This is a genomic window from Pseudomonas sp. s4 (assembly GCF_046764235.1).
GTDB lineage: Bacteria > Pseudomonadota > Gammaproteobacteria > Pseudomonadales > Pseudomonadaceae > Aquipseudomonas > Aquipseudomonas asiatica.
On record NZ_CP177209.1, the window covers coordinates 2957773 to 2979048 of the forward strand.

Annotated in this window: 15 protein-coding genes and 2 pseudogenes; 9 read left to right on the top strand and 8 right to left on the bottom strand. The window is 53.2% G+C overall.

Translation table 11 applies throughout. From position 1 onward, the window contains the following. Positions 1 to 71: 71 nt before the first annotated feature. Positions 72 to 800, bottom strand: coding sequence for an outer membrane beta-barrel protein (locus tag ACK56M_RS13940; RefSeq protein WP_411959558.1), 729 nt, complete (start codon positions 798 to 800; stop codon positions 72 to 74). A 198-nt stretch (positions 801 to 998) separates the two neighbouring features. After that, positions 999 to 1418, bottom strand: coding sequence for a hypothetical protein (locus ACK56M_RS13945; protein ID WP_232892305.1), 420 nt, complete (start codon positions 1416 to 1418; stop codon positions 999 to 1001). Positions 1419 to 1799: 381 nt separating this feature from the next. Between ACK56M_RS13945 and ACK56M_RS13950 the strand changes: the two genes are divergently transcribed. The 9 genes and pseudogenes from ACK56M_RS13950 (at position 1800) to ACK56M_RS13990 (ending at position 14608) form a co-directional block, all read left to right on the top strand. Beyond that, on the top strand, positions 1800 to 3392 hold the full coding sequence (locus ACK56M_RS13950) for a hypothetical protein (protein ID WP_054890507.1): 1593 nt from the start codon (positions 1800 to 1802) through the stop codon (positions 3390 to 3392). 335 nt (positions 3393 to 3727) lie between these two features. Next, positions 3728 to 3943: a hypothetical protein gene (locus tag ACK56M_RS13955; RefSeq protein ID WP_144188266.1), complete on the top strand. Its 216-nt coding sequence runs from the start codon at positions 3728 to 3730 to the stop codon at positions 3941 to 3943. 52 nt (positions 3944 to 3995) lie between these two features. After that, positions 3996 to 4196: pseudogene (locus ACK56M_RS13960) on the top strand (IS5/IS1182 family transposase); the annotation flags it as partial. Between the two features lie 209 nt (positions 4197 to 4405). Continuing rightward, positions 4406 to 4573: a helix-turn-helix domain-containing protein gene (locus ACK56M_RS13965; protein ID WP_411959559.1), complete on the top strand. Its 168-nt coding sequence runs from the start codon at positions 4406 to 4408 to the stop codon at positions 4571 to 4573. Positions 4574 to 4590: 17 nt separating this feature from the next. Next, on the top strand, positions 4591 to 7800 hold the full coding sequence (locus ACK56M_RS13970; protein ID WP_054890532.1) for a helicase-related protein: 3210 nt from the start codon (positions 4591 to 4593) through the stop codon (positions 7798 to 7800). Between the two features lie 14 nt (positions 7801 to 7814). Continuing rightward, a complete protein-coding gene (locus ACK56M_RS13975) occupies positions 7815 to 8594 on the top strand; it encodes a DUF4391 domain-containing protein (RefSeq protein ID WP_054890531.1) in 780 nt (259 codons plus the stop codon). Next, positions 8594 to 10456 carry a site-specific DNA-methyltransferase gene (locus tag ACK56M_RS13980; protein WP_232892302.1) on the top strand — a complete coding sequence of 621 codons (1863 nt, stop codon included), beginning with the start codon at positions 8594 to 8596 and terminating at the stop codon, positions 10454 to 10456. Before ACK56M_RS13975 ends, ACK56M_RS13980 begins: the two co-directional genes overlap by 1 nt. Before the next feature lie 12 nt (positions 10457 to 10468). After that, a complete protein-coding gene (locus tag ACK56M_RS13985; RefSeq protein ID WP_411959560.1) occupies positions 10469 to 13489 on the top strand; it encodes a type III restriction-modification system endonuclease in 3021 nt (1006 codons plus the stop codon). Positions 13490 to 13600: 111 nt separating this feature from the next. Beyond that, the gene (locus ACK56M_RS13990) at positions 13601 to 14608 is read left to right on the top strand and encodes a hypothetical protein (protein ID WP_232892301.1); all 1008 of its coding nucleotides are present in this window, start codon (positions 13601 to 13603) and stop codon (positions 14606 to 14608) included. An 83-nt stretch (positions 14609 to 14691) separates the two neighbouring features. Here ACK56M_RS13990 and ACK56M_RS13995 read toward each other — a convergent pair whose 3' ends face one another. The 6 genes and pseudogenes from ACK56M_RS13995 to ACK56M_RS14020 all read right to left on the bottom strand — a co-directional run bounded on the left by ACK56M_RS13995 (position 14692) and on the right by ACK56M_RS14020 (position 20989). After that, complete coding sequence (locus ACK56M_RS13995; protein WP_144188268.1) at positions 14692 to 14892, bottom strand: hypothetical protein; 201 nt, start codon at positions 14890 to 14892, stop codon at positions 14692 to 14694. A 60-nt stretch (positions 14893 to 14952) separates the two neighbouring features. Beyond that, positions 14953 to 15423, bottom strand: a pseudogene (locus ACK56M_RS14000) (IS66 family transposase); the annotation flags it as partial. Positions 15424 to 16140: 717 nt separating this feature from the next. Continuing rightward, complete coding sequence (locus ACK56M_RS14005) at positions 16141 to 17217, bottom strand: patatin-like phospholipase family protein (RefSeq protein ID WP_064314791.1); 1077 nt, start codon at positions 17215 to 17217, stop codon at positions 16141 to 16143. Then, entirely contained in the window at positions 17214 to 18122 is a 909-nt protein-coding gene (locus ACK56M_RS14010) for a diguanylate cyclase regulator RdcB family protein (protein WP_064314790.1), read from the bottom strand. Before ACK56M_RS14010 ends, ACK56M_RS14005 begins: the two co-directional genes overlap by 4 nt. Further along, entirely contained in the window at positions 18119 to 20563 is a 2445-nt protein-coding gene (locus ACK56M_RS14015) for a dynamin family protein (RefSeq protein WP_064314789.1), read from the bottom strand. The genes ACK56M_RS14010 and ACK56M_RS14015 overlap by 4 nt, the downstream gene beginning before the upstream one ends. A 24-nt stretch (positions 20564 to 20587) precedes the next feature. Next, a complete protein-coding gene (locus ACK56M_RS14020) occupies positions 20588 to 20989 on the bottom strand; it encodes a hypothetical protein (RefSeq protein WP_232892300.1) in 402 nt (133 codons plus the stop codon). Positions 20990 to 21276: the final 287 nt, after the last annotated feature.

The window sequence follows — 21276 nt, forward strand, 5'->3', positions numbered from 1 at the left end:
GTCAGCTCCGACGTTGGGGTGAAGGCCAGGTCTGGCCGCCCACCTGAACCAGGTCAGGTGGCGGACAGGGTTTAGAAGAAGACGGTGGCGTCGAACGACAGCACCAGTTGTGCATCCCGATTTCCATCGCCGAAAGCATCTCGCCCAGGCCCAGAGTGGATGTCGTAACGCGCCTCGGGGCGCAGGCGCAGGTTCGGCGTCGGCAGCCAGGAAAGGTTGGTGGTGACCGCGTAGAAGCTGCCCCAGCTGGGGTCAGGGATACCGGTGCGCGAGTCGATATTGGCCATTACCACATGTACCGGCGCATCGGTGTAGAACCACTCTGCGCGGTTGTTCCAGCTCAGGTTCTCGCTCAACTGATGGTGGAAGTTGAAGTTGGCGCCGTACCAGGTGGCATCGGTTTTGTTGGCAAAGCCCGCGAGCGCACCGTTCTTTTGCTTGCCGTACGAGGTCTCAACAGCAATTCGATTGGTCGGATCGAGCTGGTGCGATACGGTCAGGTAGGTCTCGTAGCGCTGGGCTGTGTCGTCTTTATTGCCAGCGGGCATGGGCGAGCCACAGGCGCAGTTGGCGAAGCTGTCGCCCGCGCCGTTGCCGTAGATGTTCTCCCAGTCCACCCAGGTGCCGAAGTCGGCAGACCGCCAGCGGACGTTGGCGATGACATGCGGGTCGTGGTTCTCGCTCTGCAGGTTGTTCCATCCCTGAACGACGCCGACCTCAAAACCGAGCATACTATCGCCCGGTGCCGACGGCCGCTTGAAGGAGTACAGGGCACCGGCATGCTTGGCTGGCCCATGCATGAAGGAATAGGTGTGGCTGTAGAAGTCTGTGGCGCTGGGGATGGCAGCGGGAAGCCAATCTCATTCTCCAGCGGGGTATGAAAGATGCCAAGCATCAAGTCCGAGCCACTGAGCACAGGGAAGTAGAACTCCAGGTAGGCCTGAGCGATGGTGAACGCCTCGTCCTCGGGCTTGTTGTTCCGGTTGACCCCGAGGTCTTCATCCCAGCCGCAGGTCTTGAAGTAACGGGCGTCTTTGCCATAGACCGTCGTGACGTTGAAACCCCAGTCGGCTTCCTGCGGCATTGGGCCGGAACGGGCCGATGCGCCCTTGGACGTTGCTGACGGGGGAGCGCTGGATTCCTAAGGCCAACTGGTTGAGGTTGAAGCCTTTATCCGTGTTGAAAAAAGCCTGCTTGCTGACGTCGTCGGTGGAGTTGTTGTTGTAGATCAGGCCTGCTTGTGCCCAACCGTAAACCTTGACGCCATAGTCCTCCTTCAACTGTTTCCCCAGTGCGGCACTACCGACCAGGCTGCCCAAAGGATCTTCTGCTGCGAGCGCACCCGCAGAGCAAAGGACTCCGATTGTCAAAATGGGGGCGAGACGAAGCGCTGCATTCTTAAACCCATGTGTGGACATACCTGCTTCCTTTTATTTTTATTTCGGGCGAGGCTGCTGAGTGTTGGCGCTCACCGACTCAATTGACGGGAGGCTTGGAGGTGAGGTTACGCGCCGCTAGATCCGCGAACAATTATGTTTTGAGCGACCTGAGTGTTTGCGTTTTTCGACTAATCCGGGTCGCCTTGAGGCCTTTGCTTGACATGGTTCGTGAGCGTTGCCATTTCTGGGGGAAGGTGCGTCCAGGCGCCCAGTAAGGGCTTATTTGCTTAACCCCTCAATTTGTTGATAATCCTGCCGACACCTTTGTCGAGTTCACAAGGCATTCAAGAGATGCCACCGTCGAGTAATGTGTGACGTCGACGTCAACTAAAAAGCTCATTCAGCCCAAGGAAGAATGAATTGATCCGTAAGATTTTGCTGGCCGCTTTTACTTTGGTAGCTATACAGCAAGCCGTGGCAAAAGGCGAAGAAGAAATGGCATCTTTTGTCAGTTTTCTCACGGAGCCTGCGGCTTGGCGCTCACTCGGTACGCTCGACCCAGGTGTTGAGCAGGGTGTCCCGCACGACGTCTATCGCAACAGCGCTGTGATTGCAGCCACCATAGCTAAGCAGGGTGTGAATGTGCCGTATACACGCCTGGCGACCGATCCCCAGCAAGCTCGTGAGATGTTTAAAAGCTATCTAACCAGTGTGATAGGTGATAAAAACTTTAAGGCTGATGAGAAGTCCTGCGGAATTGGTGTCGCACATTTGTACAGCGGTATATTGGCGCAGTACCTGCGTAGCCGTGGGCCGAAATGGGTTAACCCAGGACTGTCTGACCAAGCTGCCATAGAAGCGGCGTCCACTGCAGCAGGGCTAATCCTTCCTGCCAGGCAGGCACTCGCCACATTGTGTGACACGTGGCGGTACAGGGAGGTTGCTAGGGCTTATGATGCGTTCTTGAAGCGGATTGACGGAGAAATGCCGTATCTCCTCAATCAAGGTCTGCCTATCAGCAAGGTTAGGGACGATAAAATTCTCGCTGAGAAAGCGGCCTCCGATCAGCTTGTGGTTGCAGGTGAGCGGTCGTTGGAGCGTCGAAATAACATGCTCACCGAGCTGTCTTCGATAGGGCTAAAAATTGCCGATCCCTATGCGGCTTGCATGGATTACAAGAGCGATCCAACGGCGCTTCAAAAAAATCAGTGTATGTCGAATGCCCTGAATGCTGAACAAATCCGCCATACAACCAGCTTCAAAGCGTCGCTGGCCGGCGTGTCAAAATCGCGTACTCAAGAAATTGTGAGTAAGCATGAAAGTTTTAACAGTCAGTATTACGGTATCTGCAACAAGGCCCAAGCTGCCGGCAAGTCACCTGATGAGTCGGAACAGCAAAGCTCGGAAATATTTTATCGGTGCGCATTCGTGCAGCTCAGAAAGAATGAGGCCGAGCGCGCGCGAACGCCCATTAAGACTGACGTTCAATTGGGGGCTGACCTGTACACTCAGTCACAAACCCTGCGGGTGGCGAATGAGCTAACGGATGAGTCGAGAACCATGTATCTCAGCCTCCTTCAACAATCCAGTGAGCTGGGCAACATGGACGCCAAGTTGGCGTTGGCAACCGCCAATGCAGCGGATCTGAGCGATATTAAATCGCTGGATATGGCTGAAAGATTGCTGAATCAGGTTGAGCAAGCCAGAGGCACCTCGACTGAAACTGTTGAACTGCGGAACAAGATCTCCGGCCCACTCCAGGAGTACCGGTTTGCCCATAGCCCCGCTCAGCTTCGAAAAACCCATCATGCTTCGATGGCCTCCGGCAGTGATGATGCTGAGAGAGCGGCATTGGCCATGGACGATATGTCGCGCGCTGGGGGCATGTGTGACAATCTGGTTGTTCAGGCTTACGGTTACGCAGCTAACAAGAATATGGACGAGAATATCCGCGTTATTATCATTACCGACAAGCTAATAGGCGCTGCTGCTAAAATTGGTTGCATACGCTGATCTCTGATTAAACGTCGTGTCGGGAAGGGGCGGAAAGGCCCTTTCCCGTGGTGTGCGAACGGGGCTTAATCCATCCTGAAGTAGTGTTGGCTACTGCTGCACTCTTGGATTTATAATTTTTCTATAAGCAGCAATATTTTTTTTGATGCAAAACCGTGGGCGAATGAAAATAGTCCTGTCTCGTCCAAGCACCGCGTGTAGGATGCATGCAAATGTATCGATTGTTGTCGCCAAAATATCGCCCCCCCCCCAGAAAACACTCTGCGCTATTGAAGTGATGGTGGGCAATCGCTCAATCTCAAGCAGCCAACAACAACGCTAACAGGAGTAACGTAATGGCTGTCTATGTGGTGACATGGAATCTCAATCAAGAGCGTAGCAATTATGACCAAGCGCGACGCGCATTCATTGCTCATCTTGAACGATATGATAATTGCAAGGAACCGGGGGTGGAGTCGGTGCGCTGGATCAGTAGCACAGGCAGTGCAGCTCAAATTTCTGAAGATTTGCGAACTAAGGATTCTCCGATCAAGTCAGCACAAGTCATCTGACCTGTGCTGAAATAGCCCTCCGTCCAACTGCCCTCTACAAGCCCTCCATCCCATGAGTCAGATGAGCTTCTCCGATTCCGAGTACGCCGGTAAGCGCAAGCAAACCCGTCGCGAGCGTTTCCTGGCCGAGATGGAGCAGGTGGTGCCGTGGAGCGGTTTGGTGGCATTGATCGAGCCGCATTACCCAAAGGTTGGCGGTGGTCGCAAGCCGTATCCACTGGAAACCATGCTGCGCATTCACCTGCTGCAGAACTGATTCTCGTTGAGCGACCCAGCCATGGAAGAGGGTAGGGCTCACCGCGCAGGCGAAGCTGATCTCTCATGTTCAATTCGGCTGAGGTGAAGTACGCGAAAGGCGTTCTAGCCTCACTGTCGTGAGGTCAGGTCGCGATTGTTGATTCCCCGATTTTCCCCTATTCTCTCAAGCTCAAAATAGGGGGCGGTGAAATGCCTGAAGACATAATGACCCTGAAGGAAGTGGCCGGGTACCTGAAGCTGGCGGAGAAGACAGCCTATCGTCTGGCCGCCAAAGGGAAAATCCCTGGCTTCAAGGTCGGGGGAAGCTGGCGGTTTCGAAAAAACGCTATAGAAGACTGGATCGACCAGCAAACGACCAAAAATCGCACTTGAACTAGGGTGGACAAGCTTTGTTACTGGACAACAGAAATAACGGTCATGTTGGGAACACGCTGCGCGATCACCTTACCGCAGGATCGAAGCTATCCGTGCTTTCAGGCCTATTCACCATCTATGGCTTCTCGGCGCTCAAAAAGGAGCTTTCCCGCATCGATGGGGCAAGGCTACTACTGTCTGACTGGGAAGGCTCGCCGCTTCAGGCGCTCATCGGGTCGGATGCTGACCTGCGCCTTGTGAACCAGCTTGATCAGAAACGCATCGCCAGAGAGTGCGCTAAATGGCTCGCCAGCAAGGCCGATGTGCGGTCAGCCAATGCGGCCCAGAACATGTTTCTTGTCGAAAACGGTAGTCAGGGGAGTTTTGCCATCCACGGCAGTTCTGCCTTCACTCCTGCAGGTCTGGGTGAAGTTCAGGTTGACACCCCGCTGATGAATACCGGTATCAACGAGCCGGAAACGACCAAGCAGCTTCTGTCCTGGTTTAACTCTGTCTGGTCGGACGCCCCTAAAGCGCGCGACATCAAGGATGAGCTCCTTGAGAAGCTGGAGTTCATCGCCGCCGACCAGCCGGGCGACTTCATTTACTTCCTGACGCTCTACAACATTTTCAAAGACTTCCTCGATGACATCGATGAAGACAGCATCATCAAGACCAAGACCGGATTCAAGGACACCCTTGTCTGGAACAAGCTTTACAAGTTTCAGAAGGACGGCGTACTGGGGGCTATCGACAAGCTCGAAAAGCACAATGGCTGCATCATCGCCGACAGTGTCGGTTTGGGCAAAACCTTTGAGGCGCTGGCCGTCATCAAGTACTACGAGCTGCGTAATGACCGTGTGCTGGTGCTATGCCCGAAAAAGCTCCGGGACAACTGGACGATCTACACCATTAACGACAAGCGCAACCTGCTGGCCCAGGATCGCTTCAACTATGACGTCCTGAACCATACCGACCTGTCGCGCACGAAAGGCAGCTCCGGCGAGATCAATCTCGAAACCCTGAACTGGGGAAATTACGACCTTGTCGTCATCGACGAGTCGCACAACTTCCGCAACAACAACCCCACCAAAGGCACCAAAAACCGCTATAGCCGCCTGATGGAGGACATCATCCAGTCAGGTGTGAAGACCAGGGTGCTGATGCTCTCCGCCACGCCGGTAAACAACCGCATGAACGACCTGAAGAATCAGGTCGCCTTCATCACCGAGGGGCGTGATGACGCCTTCAGCGATGTCGGCATTAAAAATGTGGAAAGCACACTGCGCCTGGCTCAGAAGCAGTTCAACCAGTGGGTCAAGCAACCGCCTGAAAGCCGTAGCGTCGAGTCCTTGCTGGATACGATGAGCTTTGACTATTTCAAGCTGCTCGATATCGTCACCATCGCGCGCTCCCGCAAGCATATTCAGAAATACTACGGCACGGCAGATATCGGCCAGTTCCCCGTGCGATTGCCACCGCAGAACATCTATGCGGACATCGATGCCACCCACGAATTTCCGCCGCTCAAGGAAGTGAACAAGACAATCCGCAGGCTGTCGCTCGCAGGCTACTCGCCGATGAAGTTCGTTCGGACTGACAAGAAGGATGAGTACGCGCGGCGCTATGACAACGCTGTGGGCGATGGCAAGGGCGTGTTCAAGCAGGTCGACCGGGAAGAGAGCCTGATCCACCTGATGCGGGTGAACCTGCTCAAGCGCATGGAGAGCTCGATCAGCTCGTTCACGCTCACCTCCCAAAAACTGCTGGCGCAGGTGGTAGCGCTGCTGCAGAAAATCGACGCCCATGAAAGCGGCGACATCGAAGCACTGAATATCGAGGATATTCACGACTTTGAAATGGACTCGCCGGAACTTGAGCCCTTCATGATCGGCAATAAAACCCGCGTCCTGCTCCAGGACATGGATCTCATCCGGTTCCGGCAGGAGCTGGAGGCGGACAGGATCTTCCTGACCACTATCGTCGAATCCGCGCAAACCGTGGGTGCGCCACGCGATGCAAAGCTCGAAAGGCTTAAAGAGGTCATTGCCCAAAAAGTCCGAGAGCCCCTTAATCCGGGAAACAAGAAGGTCATCGTCTTCACGGCCTTTGCCGATACCGCGAAGTACCTCTATACCCATCTTGTCGATTGGGCGCGGGACGAACTAGGTATCCACAGTGCCCTCATCACGGGGGGCGGCACCAACAAGACAACCCTTGCCGGAGCAGGCTCGGATCTGAACAACCTCCTGACAGCTTTCTCCCCTGTGTCTAAGGAGCGCGGAAAGATTGATCCCGACGCGAAGGCTGAGATTGACCTGCTGATTGCCACTGATTGCATCAGCGAGGGTCAAAACCTTCAGGATTGCGACACGCTCATCAACTACGACATTCACTGGAACCCGGTCAGGATCATCCAGCGCTTTGGTCGCGTTGATCGCTTGGGCTCGAAAAATACCAGAATCCAACTCATCAACTTCTGGCCGAATATGGAGCTGGACGAATACATCAATCTGGAAGCACGGGTGGCAGGCCGCATGATGCTTCTGGATGTCTCGGCCACGGGCGAGGAAAACGTCATCGACGCCAACGCCCAGGAAATGAACGACCTGGAATATCGACGCAGGCAGCTTCAGCAACTCAAAGATGCCGTGGTCGATCTGGAAGACATGGCGGGTGGCGTCTCCATCACCGACTTAACCCTGAACGACTTCCGCATGGATCTTTCGGGCTACATGAAGAAGGGGTTGCACCAGCTGGCGCAGGCTCCCCACGGCCTCTATGCGGCAGTCACCATTGATGCCGATCTCAAAGCTGACGGCCTCAAGCCCGGCGTCATCTTCTGCTTGAAGAGCATCAGGGATGGTCATCGCGCCGTCCAGGTGGACGAGAACTATCCGCTTGCGCCGTTCTTCCTGGTCTATGTCACGGACGAAGCCGTCGTCGAGCTCAACTTCACGCAAAGCAAGAAGGTACTCGACCTTCTGAAGAAACACGGTCTCTCGGCGACAGCTGTTGATGAGGAGGCGGCCGGGCAGGTAAACGACCGTACAAGGAATGGTTCCGACATGGCGCACTACCAGCAGCTAATCGCCGTCGCGGTGGATAGCATTGCAGGCAAGAGCGAAGAAAAGGGCGTACAAAGCCTCTTCACGAAAGGCGGTACGGTGCTGACCGCGATCAGCAGCCAGGGCATTGAGGACTTTGCTGTTGTAACCTACCTCATCATCACGGACGCTCCGTAAGGCAAGGACACGCTATGACGCCAGGTACTCTGGAAGCCTTCATCGACCATCTTTCAATTCCCAGGTCTTGTGAATTGAACAAGCCTGTTTTCAAGAAGCTCTTTCTTGAAAACGGGGTGCTGGACATCGCCGATAAAACGGCCCTGAAGGACGACGTTGATAAGATCCGTTGGCTCTACACCCTGAAAGCCGCCACGATCAATATCGCGGCCTATGTTGATAGCGAACGCGACTTCTCTGAAATCGCGATGCTTCAGGTCGATCTGACTTCGGCCAAGCGGCTGAAGCGGATCGCGAACTTCATGCAGCGGTCGATCCCATATCCGCTCATTCTGCTGTTCACGCAAGGCAACCAGATTTGTCTCAGCGTGTCCGACAAGCGCATCAACCAGGCGGACAAGGAAAAATGGGTGGTCGAAGACCCCCTTTACACGGATTGGATCGACCTGGCCGCGCCAACAGCGGCACAGGCAGGATTTTTGGAAGACTGTCATATCAACAGTTTTTCCTTCGCCAATTTCCTTAGTTTCTATAAAAGCCTGACCGAACGTGTCATAGCTATTAACTGTGCCGCCCATAGCGGACGCTATGAACGAGACGTGACCGACAATATAGAAAATAAACCCAATGAGAGCCGTCTTGAGCGGCTCCGTGAGCTTGAAAAGCTCAACCTGCAAAAGACAGAGATCGCCAACAAGCTGAAAAAAGAGAAGCAGATGGGGCGGCAGGTTGAGCTGAATACCAAGATCAAACAGATCAATGACGTAATTGAAAAAATTAGAGAGAGCATCTGATGAGTAAGGCCGCTATGGAATTAGTTACCCTACAGGACGGTGAGACTGCAAACATCGTCAGTGAAAATATTGAGCAGCTCAAAAGCTTGTTTCCTGAGGCCTTCGGAGAAGGTGGTGTAAATTTTGATACGCTGCGGCAGCTTCTGGGTGACGCCGGAGCAGTTGATGAGAGTGAAGAAAAGTACGGCCTGAACTGGCATGGAAAGAAGAAAGCACGTCAGATAGCGCTAACGCCATCGACGGGAACTCTGCTGCCTTGCCCGGAAGAGAGTATCGATTGGAATACGACAAAAAATATCTTTGTTGAAGGCGATAACCTTGAAGTGTTGAAGCTCTTGCAAAAGAGCTACGCTGGAAAGGTCAAAATGATATTCATTGATCCGCCATACAATACCGGAAATGAATTCATTTATCCGGACAAATATCAGGATAATTTAGATACGTATCTGCAATACACTGGGCAAAAGAGTAGTGAGGGTTTGAAGCTGTCCAGTAATACTGAGGGCTCTGGTCGATTCCATACGAACTGGCTCAATATGATGTATCCAAGGCTAAAGTTGGCGAAGTCATTGTTGAGGAATGATGGTGCAATATTTATATCTATTGATGATAATGAAGCGCCGAGACTGAGAATGCTTTGTGATGAAATTTTCGGTGAGGAAAATTTCATCACAAATATCATATGGCAGCATAGTGTCCAGCCGAAAGGATATTCTGGTATATTTTCTGTGCATCATAACCATATTTTGATGTATAGAAAATCTGAAGATTTCGAGCTCATGTCGCTTGAGAGAACAGATGAGGACAATAAAGCCTACTCCAATCCAGATAATGATCCCAAGGGTGACTGGCGGACAGGCGACGTCAGGAATGCACTGTATCGAAAAAACCTGAAATACCCAATTACAACTCCGTCAGGGAAAGTAATTAATCCGCCTGATAACGGGTGGCGGTGGAGTAAGGAGACCCTTGGTAGCAAAATTGATACTGGGGAAATATTTTTCAGTGAAGATGAAACAAGGATTATCAGGAAAATATACCTTGCTGATCTTGACGGGCGTACACCAGAAACAATTTGGTTCGCAAAAGACTCTGGGACTACAAGGTCTGGTGTAAAAGAGTTAAAGGTCACGTTCGATGGCGAGGTTCCATTTGATACAGTCAAACCTACAGAGCTGATAAAGCGAATGATGAAGGTGTCTGGTGTCAATGCCGATGATATTGTTCTAGATTTTTTTGCAGGGTCTGGAAGTACCGGCGCAGCTGTTCTTGATCTTGAACAGCCTAGATTCATACTGGTGCAGTTGCCAGAAGCTATCGACGAGAGCAAGCCTCATGGAATTACAGCTCGAAAGCTGGGTTTGCTAAACATATCTGATGTTACGAAGGAAAGGCTAAGACGGTGCACTGCTGGTAAGACTCATCCAAATTCCGGGTTTAAAGTCTTTAAACTTGCTAACTCCAATATTCGGGCATGGAGTCCAGATCGTAATGACCTTGAGCAGACTCTGCTGTCTCATCAGGAACATTTGATTGATGGGCGTACTGAGCAAGATGTTCTCTACGAGCTTCTAGTTAAGCGCGGTATCGATTTGGCTGTTCCTGTCAAAAGTCGGCTTGTATCCGGGAAAGAAATTTTTAGTATCGGCTACGGCGTGCTGTTCGCGTGTCTTGATCACTCAATAACCGGGGCGGATGTTGAAAATGTTGCACAAGGGATTCTCAAGTGGCATGGAGAATTGAACCCGATCTCGGATACACATGTTTTCTTCCGTGACAGCGCATTCAGCGATGACATTGCGAAGACAAATATGGCCGCCATTCTAGAACAAAATGGCATTTCTCACGTGCGCAGCTTGTAAGGAGTTTCTCTGATGAAGCTGCATTTTGAAGACAATCTTGAATACCAGATGGCGGCGATTGCGTCTGTTATCGGACTTTTTAAAGGTCAAGAAGTCTCGCGATCTGAATTCACTGTGACCCACCGTCCAGATGCGGGGCCGCAGGCCTCGCTTGGTCTGGCGGAAAGCGAGCTCGGTGTTGGCAACCGTCTGCAACTGCTCGATGATGATATTCTCGATAATTTGCATACTATCCAACTCGATAACGGATTGCGTCCTGCTGGTGATCTCACGAGCGGTGATTTTACCGTCGAAATGGAAACCGGCACAGGGAAAACCTATGTCTATCTGCGCACGATATTTGAGCTGAATAAGAACTACGGCTTTACCAAGTTTGTGATTGTGGTGCCTTCAGTAGCGATTAAAGAAGGTACTTATAAGACTCTCCAAATTACGAGTGAGCATTTTGAAGGTTTGTATCCAAAGGCCAAGGGTTACGAGTACTTTCTGTACGATTCCTCCAAGCTTGGGCAAGTCCGCAATTTCGCCACCAGCTCGAACGTCCAGATCATGGTGACGACGGTAGGGGCTATTAACAAGAAAGACGTTAACAACCTCTATAAAGAAAATGAGAGCACGGGCGGTGAGCGCCCCATTGACCTGATCAAGGCCACCAGTCCGATCATCATCGTGGACGAGCCGCAAAGCGTGGATGGCGGTCTGCAAGGGCAGGGCAAGAAGGCACTGGATGCCATGAACCCGCTCTGCACCCTGCGTTACTCAGCAACGCACGTCGATAAACACCACATGGTTTATCGTCTTGACGCTGTCGATGCTTATGATCGCGGCCTGGTGAAGCAAATTGAAGTGGCCTCGCTTCAGATCGAGGGCGCTAACAATAAGCCTTATGTCAGACTTGAATCCACGCACAACCGTAAAGGCTCGATTACGGCAAAGGTCGAGATCGACGTGCAGCGCGGCAAAAAAATCAGCCGCGAGATCCTCACCGTTGAAGATGGCGACGATCTGGAGCAGATCGCTAACCGCGCCATTTACGAAAACATGCAGATCGGCACGATCACCTGTGGCAAAAACAACGAGTCCGTTCAGATCAAGGGGCCGGGGCTTGACGAAACCCTGACTCCTGGTGAGGCCATTGGCGGTGTCAACCCGGATGAGATCAAGCGGTTGATGATCCGCCGCACAATCAAAGAGCACCTCGAAAAAGAGCTGACCTTTGCCGCCAACAAGCAGCCTATCAAGGTGTTGAGCCTGTTCTTCATCGATAGCGTCGAGCACTACCGTCAGTACGACGAAGACGGCAATGCGGTCAAAGGCAAATATGCCAAGATGTTTGAAGAGGAATATACCAAGCTCGCGAAGTCTGAAAAGTATCGAAGCCTCTTCAACGAAATCGACCTGGAGACAAATGCCGCCGAAGTCCACAACGGTTATTTCTCCATCGACAAGAAGGCAAGGCTTGTCGAGACAGCGGAAAACACGCAAGCCGGTCGCGACAACTCCGAGCGCGCCTATAACCTGATTATGCAGGAGAAGGAAAAGCTGCTGAGCTTTAGCACCAAGCTCAAATTCATCTTCTCCCACTCAGCCCTGAAAGAGGGCTGGGACAACCCGAACGTTTTCCAGATTTGCGCCCTGCGTGAAATGGGGACTGAGCGGGAGCGTCGCCAGACCATCGGGCGGGGCTTGCGCCTCTGCGTCAACCAGGAAGGGCAGCGCCTGCGTGGCTCTGACATCAACACGCTCACCGTGATCGCCACCGAGAGCTATGAAGAGTTTGCTGAAAACCTTCAGAAGGAGATTGAAGAAGATACCGGCATCCGCTTTGGCATCGTAGAGTCTCACCAGTTCGCGACGGTGCTGATCGTCAACGATAAAGGCGAAGCAGCGCCGCTTGGTGTAGAGCAGTCTGACAAAATCCGGAAATTCCTAAAGAGCGAAGATTTTGTTGATGCCAAAGGCAAGATCCAGGACAGCCTTCGATCGGCTCTGAAAGACGGCAGCTTCAAGCTGCCGGACGATATTAAAGCCGAGCTTGGGTGCAAGGCGGATGAAGCTGAAGAAGACATCCTGCGCATTTTGAAGAAGCTCGCGGGCAAGCTCGATATCAAGAATGCGGACGACCGCAGAACCATCCGTACCCGCGAGGCCGTTCTTCAGAGTGAGGAGTTCAAGGCGCTCTGGGAGCGTATCAAGTACAAGACGACCTACCGGGTCGATTTCAACAATGACAAGCTCATTGCTGATTGTGCCAAAGCCATTCAGGATTGCCCACCCATCCTCAAAACCAGGGCGCAATTCCGGAAAGCTGACATTGCGATAGGCAAAGGCGGCGTGACAACCAAGGAAACTGGCGCCTCTCAATTCACGACGATCCATGAGAATGACATTGAGCTTCCTGACATCATCACGGATTTGCAGGACAAGACGCAACTGACCCGCAGCAGCATCGTCAAAATCCTCACCGAGAGCCGCCGCCTGCAGGACTTCGCCCGCAACCCGCAGCAGTTCATCGACTTTGCTTCAGAGGCCATCAACCGCACCAAACGTCTGGCGCTGGTCGATGGCATTAAGTACAGCAAAATTGGTGACGAGCACTTCTATGCACAGGAGCTTTTCCAGCAGGAGGAGCTGAAGGGCTATTTGAAAAATACCCTCGAAACGCAAAAGTCTGTCTATACGCATGTCGTCTATGACTCGGCGGGCGTAGAGAGAAACTTTGCCGTACAGCTGGAAAGCAACGAAGACGTGAAAGTCTATGCGAAGCTGCCGTCCTGGTTCAAAATTCCAACGCCGCTGGGCACCTATAACCCGGACTGGGCGGTGGTCGTCGATGACGAAGGCAAGGAAAGACTGTACTTCGTCGTGGAAACCAAAGGCAGCACCTGGTGGGGCGATCTGCGCCACGTCGAGGGTGCCAAAATCCTCTGTGGTGAAAAGCATTTTGAGGAAGTCGTCAATGACGCCAACCCAGCACGGTACATACGTGCAGTCGATGTCAATGGCATGATGGCGCATATCAATCAGGACTGACATCCAGGAACGGTTTAAAGTCGTTTATGCCTGGTAGTTCAATCGGAATGCTCCGATTGGCCTGCCAGGTCTTTCCAGATGGTTACCTAAAATATCTCGGACGGTAACGCCATGTATGAATCGCCTTTTCAGACACATGCCGATTTATTGATCAACGGGCGGGATGCCTCCGCACAGTATTTGCAATCCTTCGTTCTGTCGATGCATGACAGCAACAATTACAAATTTTCTGCCAAAGAGCTTTCCAGCCTCAGTGATGCCCATTTTAATATTTTTATCGAGCTTGCGAAGAATTTCAGGGAGGAGGGGCGAGATAGTGATCCGTTCAAAAATGTATGCCGGGAGATGATCGCGCGACGCCCTGACTACACGCAGGAGCCTTCCGATTTTTACATGTTTCCAGAGCCTGAGTTCGTTTTTGTTCCCGATCAAACCGACCTTGCCACACATCTGCACCCGCTTTTCAGTATTGATCTGAGTACGGTTAATCGGGAGTGGTCTGGTTACGCGCATATGCTGTGTCCGCTTGAACCGGGCGAAGATCGTCTGGTCGGTTATGCTACCGAGCATACGGACTATCATTCCGCCTTGCTGCAAACAAACTGGATCGGATTCAAAATCGAAGACGGTCGTTACCGCCTGATGGGTGATCCTCGTTATTTCTTCCTTCATGCAGAAAATGCAGACCTTTCAGACCCCTATCCGTATGCTCGATCCGAGTTGATTGAATGCTACAAGGACTGCAGTTCCTCTTTTGTGGTTGTTCGTGACGGCTACCGCAAGACAGGATATCTTTATGACCCTTACTGGCTTCATCCCGGAAGGGGCGTGGAAGGCCGGGATCGGTATCCCTTTGTAGAACAAATCGGCGGCGATGTGGATCTCTGGCTGGTAGGGATGCGTGGCATGCCGCTGTACTATGCTGAGGAGTGTAACGGAATTACGCCCGTGTATCCCAAGGGCCCCTCCGGGCACCCGTTCTATCATGTTGCAACGGTGTCTTCGGGCTCTTATCAAGTAGGTGGCCCGGAAAAAGTCATCATGTTTTATGAGCCCGTCGAGAAGCTGGTGCTGTTTACCTTCTATTCGGAACCGCCCTACAAGCCGTCATACGAATAACCTCCGAGTAAGTAGGCGATTGTCCAATCGTCGGTATATTATCCGGAAGCGATGTAAGCACCGCTTTCGCTATCTGATGGCGGCTAAATTTTTAAATCTTTAAGGAGCACCAGCAGGTGGATCAGCAGCTCCGTGGGATACGGTGGCTCGCCACCCTTGGCAGCGCAGAGCATCGGTGCTTCCTGGGACGATACGAACAAATTCTTTCGGTCGCGGAAAGGGTGTTTGGGGATCGCAACAAAGCGCAATGTTGGCTTGTAAGGCCGGTGATTGGACTGGGCCACCAGGCACCTTGCACTGAGTGCGATCCATGAACCCCACCTGCCCAGCACTTGGTTAGCGGGTTACCGTGGCATCTCTGGCAAGCAATTCCACGGCAGCAGGGCTTCGTAGTCTGCTATCGATGAGGCGTGAGGCAGCCGCTCAAGTACATGGCGCAGCCATGTATAGGGTTCCTGGCCGTTGACCTTGGCGGTCTCGAGCAGGCTGTAGAGCTGCGCACTGGCCGTGGCGCCCTTAGGCGTGTCACTGAAGAGCCACGCCTTACGCCCAATGACAAACGGCTTTATCGCACGCTCCGCAAGATTGTTGTCGATCGGCAAATGGCCGGCCTCGACGTAGCGCTCCAACCGGCTCCAGTTATTCGCCAGATAGTGCACTGCCTTTCCCAACACACTTTGCGGTGTGACTTGGGGCTGCGTTTTATCCAGCCAGCTTTTCAACTGGCCGAGGATCGGCAAGCTTCTTTCCTGACGACCGATAAACCGCTCTTCATTGCTGGCATCCTTGAGTTCGCGTTCGATGACATACAGCTTAAAGCCTACTCAGCCGTGTGCAGCTAACGCTGCCGAACGTGCGATCGCCCGTCGCCCGTCGGGCCTTCACCTTTCCAACAGATAAACTATCCGCACCAAAACAAAGATAGCAGACGGGGAATACGGTAGGTTTCGAGCTGGAAATACCACTCGATAGCTGATTGTCCGTAGTTCAATACCGGCATAGTCAGTGACACATCAGCTTTTCAGCAAGAAATCCAGGATGCGCTTGGAATAATCACGCGCTATCGAGCGCTTCCAGCCGGCCAAGGGCATCAGTAAGCCGCGTAGATGATCTCTGAATTCAGGGTGCGCAAGCTGCTCAATAGAGTGGCCATTCGCCACGCAGCCAAAATGGTCGCGTCAAGCCAACATGGGCGAGCGCCAAGTATGTCTCTGACAATGACTCAAGCTAGGCAACATCACCGTCGGTACTTCAATAGTTGCTTGAGACGGGCGGCAAGCAATTCCACAGGAGTCGCTGCGCGGAGCTGCAAGGGCGCAGCACCGCAGGTCGGACACTGGTCGAGCCAGTCCCCTGGAAATAGTACATCGCTCAGCGGAATAACCGTATGGCTCCAGCTGCATGAGCTGCAGTAGTGGGTATAGGGTCGCATAGGCACAGGCATGAAAGTCACCCCAGGATGGAATACCTGCCGGCGTGACAGGGAGGCGCGACATAATTACGTCGTCCCTCCTTGCCACCCAGGCACGCACCTACTTCAGTCGCTCCATTGCATCAGACAGTACTTTGTCAGCCTGCAGCGAATCTTTCTGGATCGCGGACAATGCTGTCTCAGATGCACGTAATGCGTTGCGACTCTTTTGAGCAGCCATGACTCGCCCGACACAGTGCAGGGTGTCGTTATAGCCTTGTTCAATCCAGGACGGGATTTTTTCGGCATCGAACCCCAATAGGTCGCGCGCACCACCAAGCGGGCCGGTGGCGCGGTTAAGACTTTGCCCCGGACGGATTTCAAGGATGGTGGCGCCAGGAAAACGTTGCCGGCTCCATAACGAGCCATCACTTAAATGGGTAACGATCACCAGGTTGCAGCCAGCCTCGAGCAATGGAGTAATCGGTGTATTCCCCTGCATGGTCTGCCAGCCACCCTGACCTCCGTCCGAGTAACGTTGCCCCTCAATACGACGTGGTGCAAACAACAATGGGATGGCTGCCGAGGCCAACAACACGTCCTTGCGAACCTTCTCGTCAAGGGACTGGATGTGCAGAAACTCGGAATCCGGCGTATCAGTAAGCCCAAACTCAGCACTCAGCGCCCGCGCCATGTCCCGTAGTCCACCACCGCTTCGATATGAGGATACGTATAACGGCAGACCTCGTTCGAGATCTTTGCTGACCAGAAACTCATCCATCAGTGCCTTCAATGGTTGATCATCGAGAACACCTGCGTCAGCCCCATCGAGCCAGCTCGGCAACGCCAAATCCAGCCGTTGAGCAATACCTTGTACCGCGTGCAGAACGCCCAGGGCGATACCCGCTCCCTGCACGCGCAAGCCCGCAGCCACAAGGAGAGTCAGATAACCTGGCACTTTCATGCTCAACGGTGAGTCCATGGCCAGGCGCCCCCACAGCCGCTCCAAGCGTTCGATGGCCACATCCAGCGAAGGGGCCGAGGCCAAAACACCACCGTTCAGGGCTCCAATACTCGCCCCCGATACGGCGTCGATCTGCGTTCCCAGCTCGCTCAAAGCCTTGAGCACGCCTACCTGGTAGGCGCCCTTAGCGCCGCCACCCGATAACACCAGGCCAACTTTCATCGCTTCGGTCATGACGAAACCTCCATGAACAGCTCACTGATCATGCCTTCAGTCATGCGCTGAGCTGAGCCTAACCGAGGCAAATGCAGGGGCAACTCGTCAGGTGTCTGCGATACTGCATACGAGAACGGTGCCAAATACGGATCAGCCCAGTCGCCGAGGTAACTAACCGCTTGTTCACCATCAAGCCAGGCAGTGTTGGCTGCCGGTCTAGCTAGCCAGCGCTCACGGGTGGCAATACGTTCGCCCGGGGTAAGCCTGGCATCTTGGTTCAACTGGATGATGGCCAGGTTGGCCAGGCGCTCCAGTTGCTGCTGACGTTCATGTCCCGACACAGTCTGGCAGTAATTGCCAAACGCTCCCCAGCGCAGCTCTTCCAGGGCGGCATAGCAGCGGCCAGAGAAACTCAGGCCATTGAAGCGCCCCGCCCCCCACTTGCTGAACACACCATCGAGGTGTAGGTGGGCCTGCTGCAGGATATCGATGCGAGCGACCTGCTGCTCCAATGCATAACAGCGCTCATCCAGTCGCTGTGAAAGCTCGTTGAGTGCTTGCCGAGTGGTTACTGAATAGTCAATGAGATGCGCCATATCGTGCTTCATCCCATTCACCCGGGACTGAATCTGGACAATCGCATGATTACTACGCGCCAAGGACTCAGAGAGGTCTTGCAACCAAATCAGCGAACCTTCAATGCCGTCGGTCAGGCTGGCGTTGATCTCGGCCTGATGACGAGTCCCCTGCCCAGTAAACCCATCATATAACCGCGAGAAAAAACCGGTTCGCGTAGCCATGTGACGCTGACGCTCGCGGGCCACATCGATGCCATTGGCAAAATCCACGACGAACTTTTCCGGCAGGCAGGTCATTAGTTGGCAAACTTCAGCATTCGGCGGTATGGCATTTGACTCACTCATGCCATGACCTCACTTTCTTGCGGTTGAACGTCTCGCTTGAGCGCCGCGCTGTCCTGCTGAAGCCCCGGCACCTGACGCTTGAATTCGGCCAGGCGCTCAGCGAGTGCCTTCTGCTGTTCCTGGCTGGTTTGTTTGTCACGAATGCTTTGTGCCAGGTCACTGCGCAGCGACTCCACGGCCAGCTTGAGCTCATCGAAGAACTGCTTGACGCTTTCTTCCAGGGGCTTCTCGATCGTCTCAAGCATCGCAGTAGCCAACGCGGCGAACAGCGTATCAATGGTTTTGTCGATAGAGCCCTTGACCTTGTCGATGTCCACTTCGTAGTAACCAACCGTCGTAGAATAAGTCTCCCAACCCCAGTCGTCGGTATCGAACACTTCGCACAAGCGCCCCCACAAGCTGGTGGTGCGACGACGCTTGGTTACTGCACGCTGCTTGCTTTCGATGACGCCACGCAATAATTCGCCACGGCCTTCGCGCATAGACAGTGCGGGTGTATAGGGCATCTTGATTTCGATCGAAAAGCCACAGCCGTTGAGCCGTTGATTAAGCTCACCGATGATGGAGCTGGCTTGAGTCGAGATATCCTGCTCGAAGGTGATACGAAAATCCTTGAGGATTTGATCAGAGTCTTTGATCAGGCGCGACTCATTTGAGTCGATGATTTGCTGAACACCCTCTTCAATATCCTTGACAACTTTTTCTGCGTCCTCTCGAGAGTTCAGGCTGATGATCGGATTATCTTCATCGAACTCTCGACCAAATTTGCTACCCGATTTACGTGATGCTTGCTTTGTTTGACCAGCAGTCTGCCTCTTGAGTGCATCCCATACCCCCAAGAACCCACGTAATGACCCCATAGAGCTAGCGATTGCAGTCTCGATAGACTGTTGCTCTTCTGTTTTCTTCGCGGCGATGAAACCTTCAGAAATCTCATCGTTGATGTCGCTGCGAATCGCGTCAAACGCGCGCTCCATCCTCACCTTGATATTTTTGAGAGCCTTTTTCGTGTCGGCATGGGTTTGACGTTCAAGGTCACTGATTCGCTCAATATCACTGAGCAAAGAGTTGATTTGCCCGACCAACTCTTCTGCGCTCTTTCCCAGCGCCACCTCGCGAACGTCCAGAAAATTATTCAGCTTGCTGGAAATGTCCACCAGCTTGGCGGCGGCCGAGGAAATCGCCAGCATCGCCGCCTGGCTGTGGGCTTTGCGGATAACGTTGTCCAGCGGCTCGGAGAATTTCGACGCTTTCCACAACAGGTCGGCGGTCTTCCTTACCGTGCCTGGATCTTCAATTTGCATCTCCCACATCGCGCCGAAAGCAGCTTTCCCAAAGTCTTCGACCCAAGCGTTGATTTCGCCGTTGATCGGCGGAAGACAGCCGTTTATATCCAGTTCACGCTTGGCCCGGTTGGCCAGATCGCCCAGCTTCGACGACACTGGGAAAACCTGCGAAACGTCCAGGCGCCCCTTGAGCAAGGACTCGGCAACCAGGTTTTGGGTTTGCTCAGCATTGTCACTGTTGCGATCTTTTTCATCGAACTTGTTGACCAGGGCAAACATGCGTCCTTGCGCAACGTCGGCAATTTCCTCAAGCGCTTCGCGCACCTGATGGTCAGCATCTGACTTGAGCTGGGTAAAGTCGAGAACAGCCAATACTGCCGAGGCATTTTTCAATTGCTCATGCAGCATATGACGCAAATGAACCTGGCCGGCCTCATTCGGGCCGGGAGTATCGAGCAGTGTGAGACTGCCCACGCTGCCCGGCAGATGCGCCAGGTGTGCGAACTCCACGTCGATAACCGGAATGTCATCGATGCTGGCATAGCAGTCGAACGGGAACTCAACCTCTAGTGCTTGAGACAGTCGAACTAGGTCGTTCAGGCTCCTGAGGAACCAAAAGATGGCTTCCGGGCCTTCATGACGATGCTCGAAGGGTTGCTTGCTGAGGATAAATTGCAGCAGCGCCGTCATGTCTTTATCGTGCGCGTTGGCCGCCAGAATTTCTTTACCACCCGATTTGGAAATAACCTTCCGCAGCTTGTCCACCAGCGCATTGATCGGGCCATTGTTTTCCAACAACAGAACGGGCTCTTTGACACCTGGCGTATGGCGAATCCGCGTTGGCAACGCCGTCATGGGGCGGTTGCGATTGGGTAGCACTTCAGTGCCAACGATGGCATTGATGGTCGTGGACTTACCGGCCTTCATGGTACCGACAACAGCCAGTACCATTTCCAGGCGCTCCAGCTTGCTCATCTCGCCACTGAGCATTTTCAAATCTTTGTCGATACTGGCTGACGAGAAGGTCTGGTGCTCCTCGGCGTGCTCTTCGACAACAACACCTTTCGCATCCTTCATGCGCTGCAGCAGGTCGATCTCCACTTGCAGCAATCGAAGGGATTCATCGCGAAACAGTTCAATGGTGCTTTCGTGCATTTCATCTCCTTGAAGGAAGCTATCCTAGCTTTCCATCATTCTTTCCGTCATGTCGTCATCGTCAGCACAGCAAACGTGTTGACGTCTTGTGTTGGTTATGTTGGAAACCGAACAAAGATCCGAATAGTGGCATATAGCCAGAAAAACTGCACTCAGGGAAATCCTGAAGAAGATCCGCCGAGTCTGATGGGATATGCCGATGCTGATGCCCGAATTTCCCGATGAAGCAGATGACCTTCTCTGACGCCCAGTACGTAGGCCGGCAAGGCAACCAGACCTTTGTTGAAATACACGCTGGAGAAGACCTTCCTTATAGTCTCGCCACGACATGCCGTCCACGCCCACCGCAGCATCGCGGCGCAGGGCATAAAAGCTCTGCGCCAATAACTGTGGTGTGATGCGGTGCAACAATGGCGTGAACTGCATGCCCTCGTTCCTTCTGGCTGCTTCACGTACACCTTCAAGTCCCATCGACTCGTAACTGATCCGGCTCTGTGTCCGGGGCGCGGGAGGTCTGTCGGTGTTTCCCTTGGCTACGTCCCTTTCCTCTACTATCTCCGCAGTGCCAGGCCCTTTGTTCAATGGCTTCTCAGGTACTACGGACGTATCCGACTTCTCAGCGGCGTGGGCAGCAGGGTTACGGCTTTTGGCCTTTCCTGCTCCGCCCGGTGCTCGCGCACCGGACACAGCTGAGATCTCCCAGTTTCTGTGCA

Excerpts from the sequence above, each read along its gene's own strand:
- ACK56M_RS13940 (WP_411959558.1), bottom strand. The coding sequence starts at position 800 with ATGCATGGGCCAGCCAAGCATGCCGGTGCCCTGTACTCCTTCAAGCGG.
- ACK56M_RS13945 (WP_232892305.1), bottom strand. The coding sequence starts at position 1,418 with ATGTCCACACATGGGTTTAAGAATGCAGCGCTTCGTCTCGCCCCCATT.
- ACK56M_RS13955 (WP_144188266.1), top strand. The coding sequence starts at position 3,728 with ATGGCTGTCTATGTGGTGACATGGAATCTCAATCAAGAGCGTAGCAAT.
- ACK56M_RS13965 (WP_411959559.1), top strand. The coding sequence starts at position 4,406 with ATGACCCTGAAGGAAGTGGCCGGGTACCTGAAGCTGGCGGAGAAGACA.
- ACK56M_RS13975 (WP_054890531.1), top strand. The coding sequence starts at position 7,815 with ATGACGCCAGGTACTCTGGAAGCCTTCATCGACCATCTTTCAATTCCC.
- ACK56M_RS13980 (WP_232892302.1), top strand. The coding sequence starts at position 8,594 with ATGAGTAAGGCCGCTATGGAATTAGTTACCCTACAGGACGGTGAGACT.
- ACK56M_RS13985 (WP_411959560.1), top strand. The coding sequence starts at position 10,469 with ATGAAGCTGCATTTTGAAGACAATCTTGAATACCAGATGGCGGCGATT.
- ACK56M_RS13990 (WP_232892301.1), top strand. The coding sequence starts at position 13,601 with ATGTATGAATCGCCTTTTCAGACACATGCCGATTTATTGATCAACGGG.
- ACK56M_RS14005 (WP_064314791.1), bottom strand. The coding sequence starts at position 17,217 with ATGACCGAAGCGATGAAAGTTGGCCTGGTGTTATCGGGTGGCGGCGCT.
- ACK56M_RS14010 (WP_064314790.1), bottom strand. The coding sequence starts at position 18,122 with ATGAGTGAGTCAAATGCCATACCGCCGAATGCTGAAGTTTGCCAACTA.
- ACK56M_RS14015 (WP_064314789.1), bottom strand. The coding sequence starts at position 20,563 with ATGCACGAAAGCACCATTGAACTGTTTCGCGATGAATCCCTTCGATTG.
- ACK56M_RS14020 (WP_232892300.1), bottom strand. The coding sequence starts at position 20,989 with ATGCAGTTCACGCCATTGTTGCACCGCATCACACCACAGTTATTGGCG.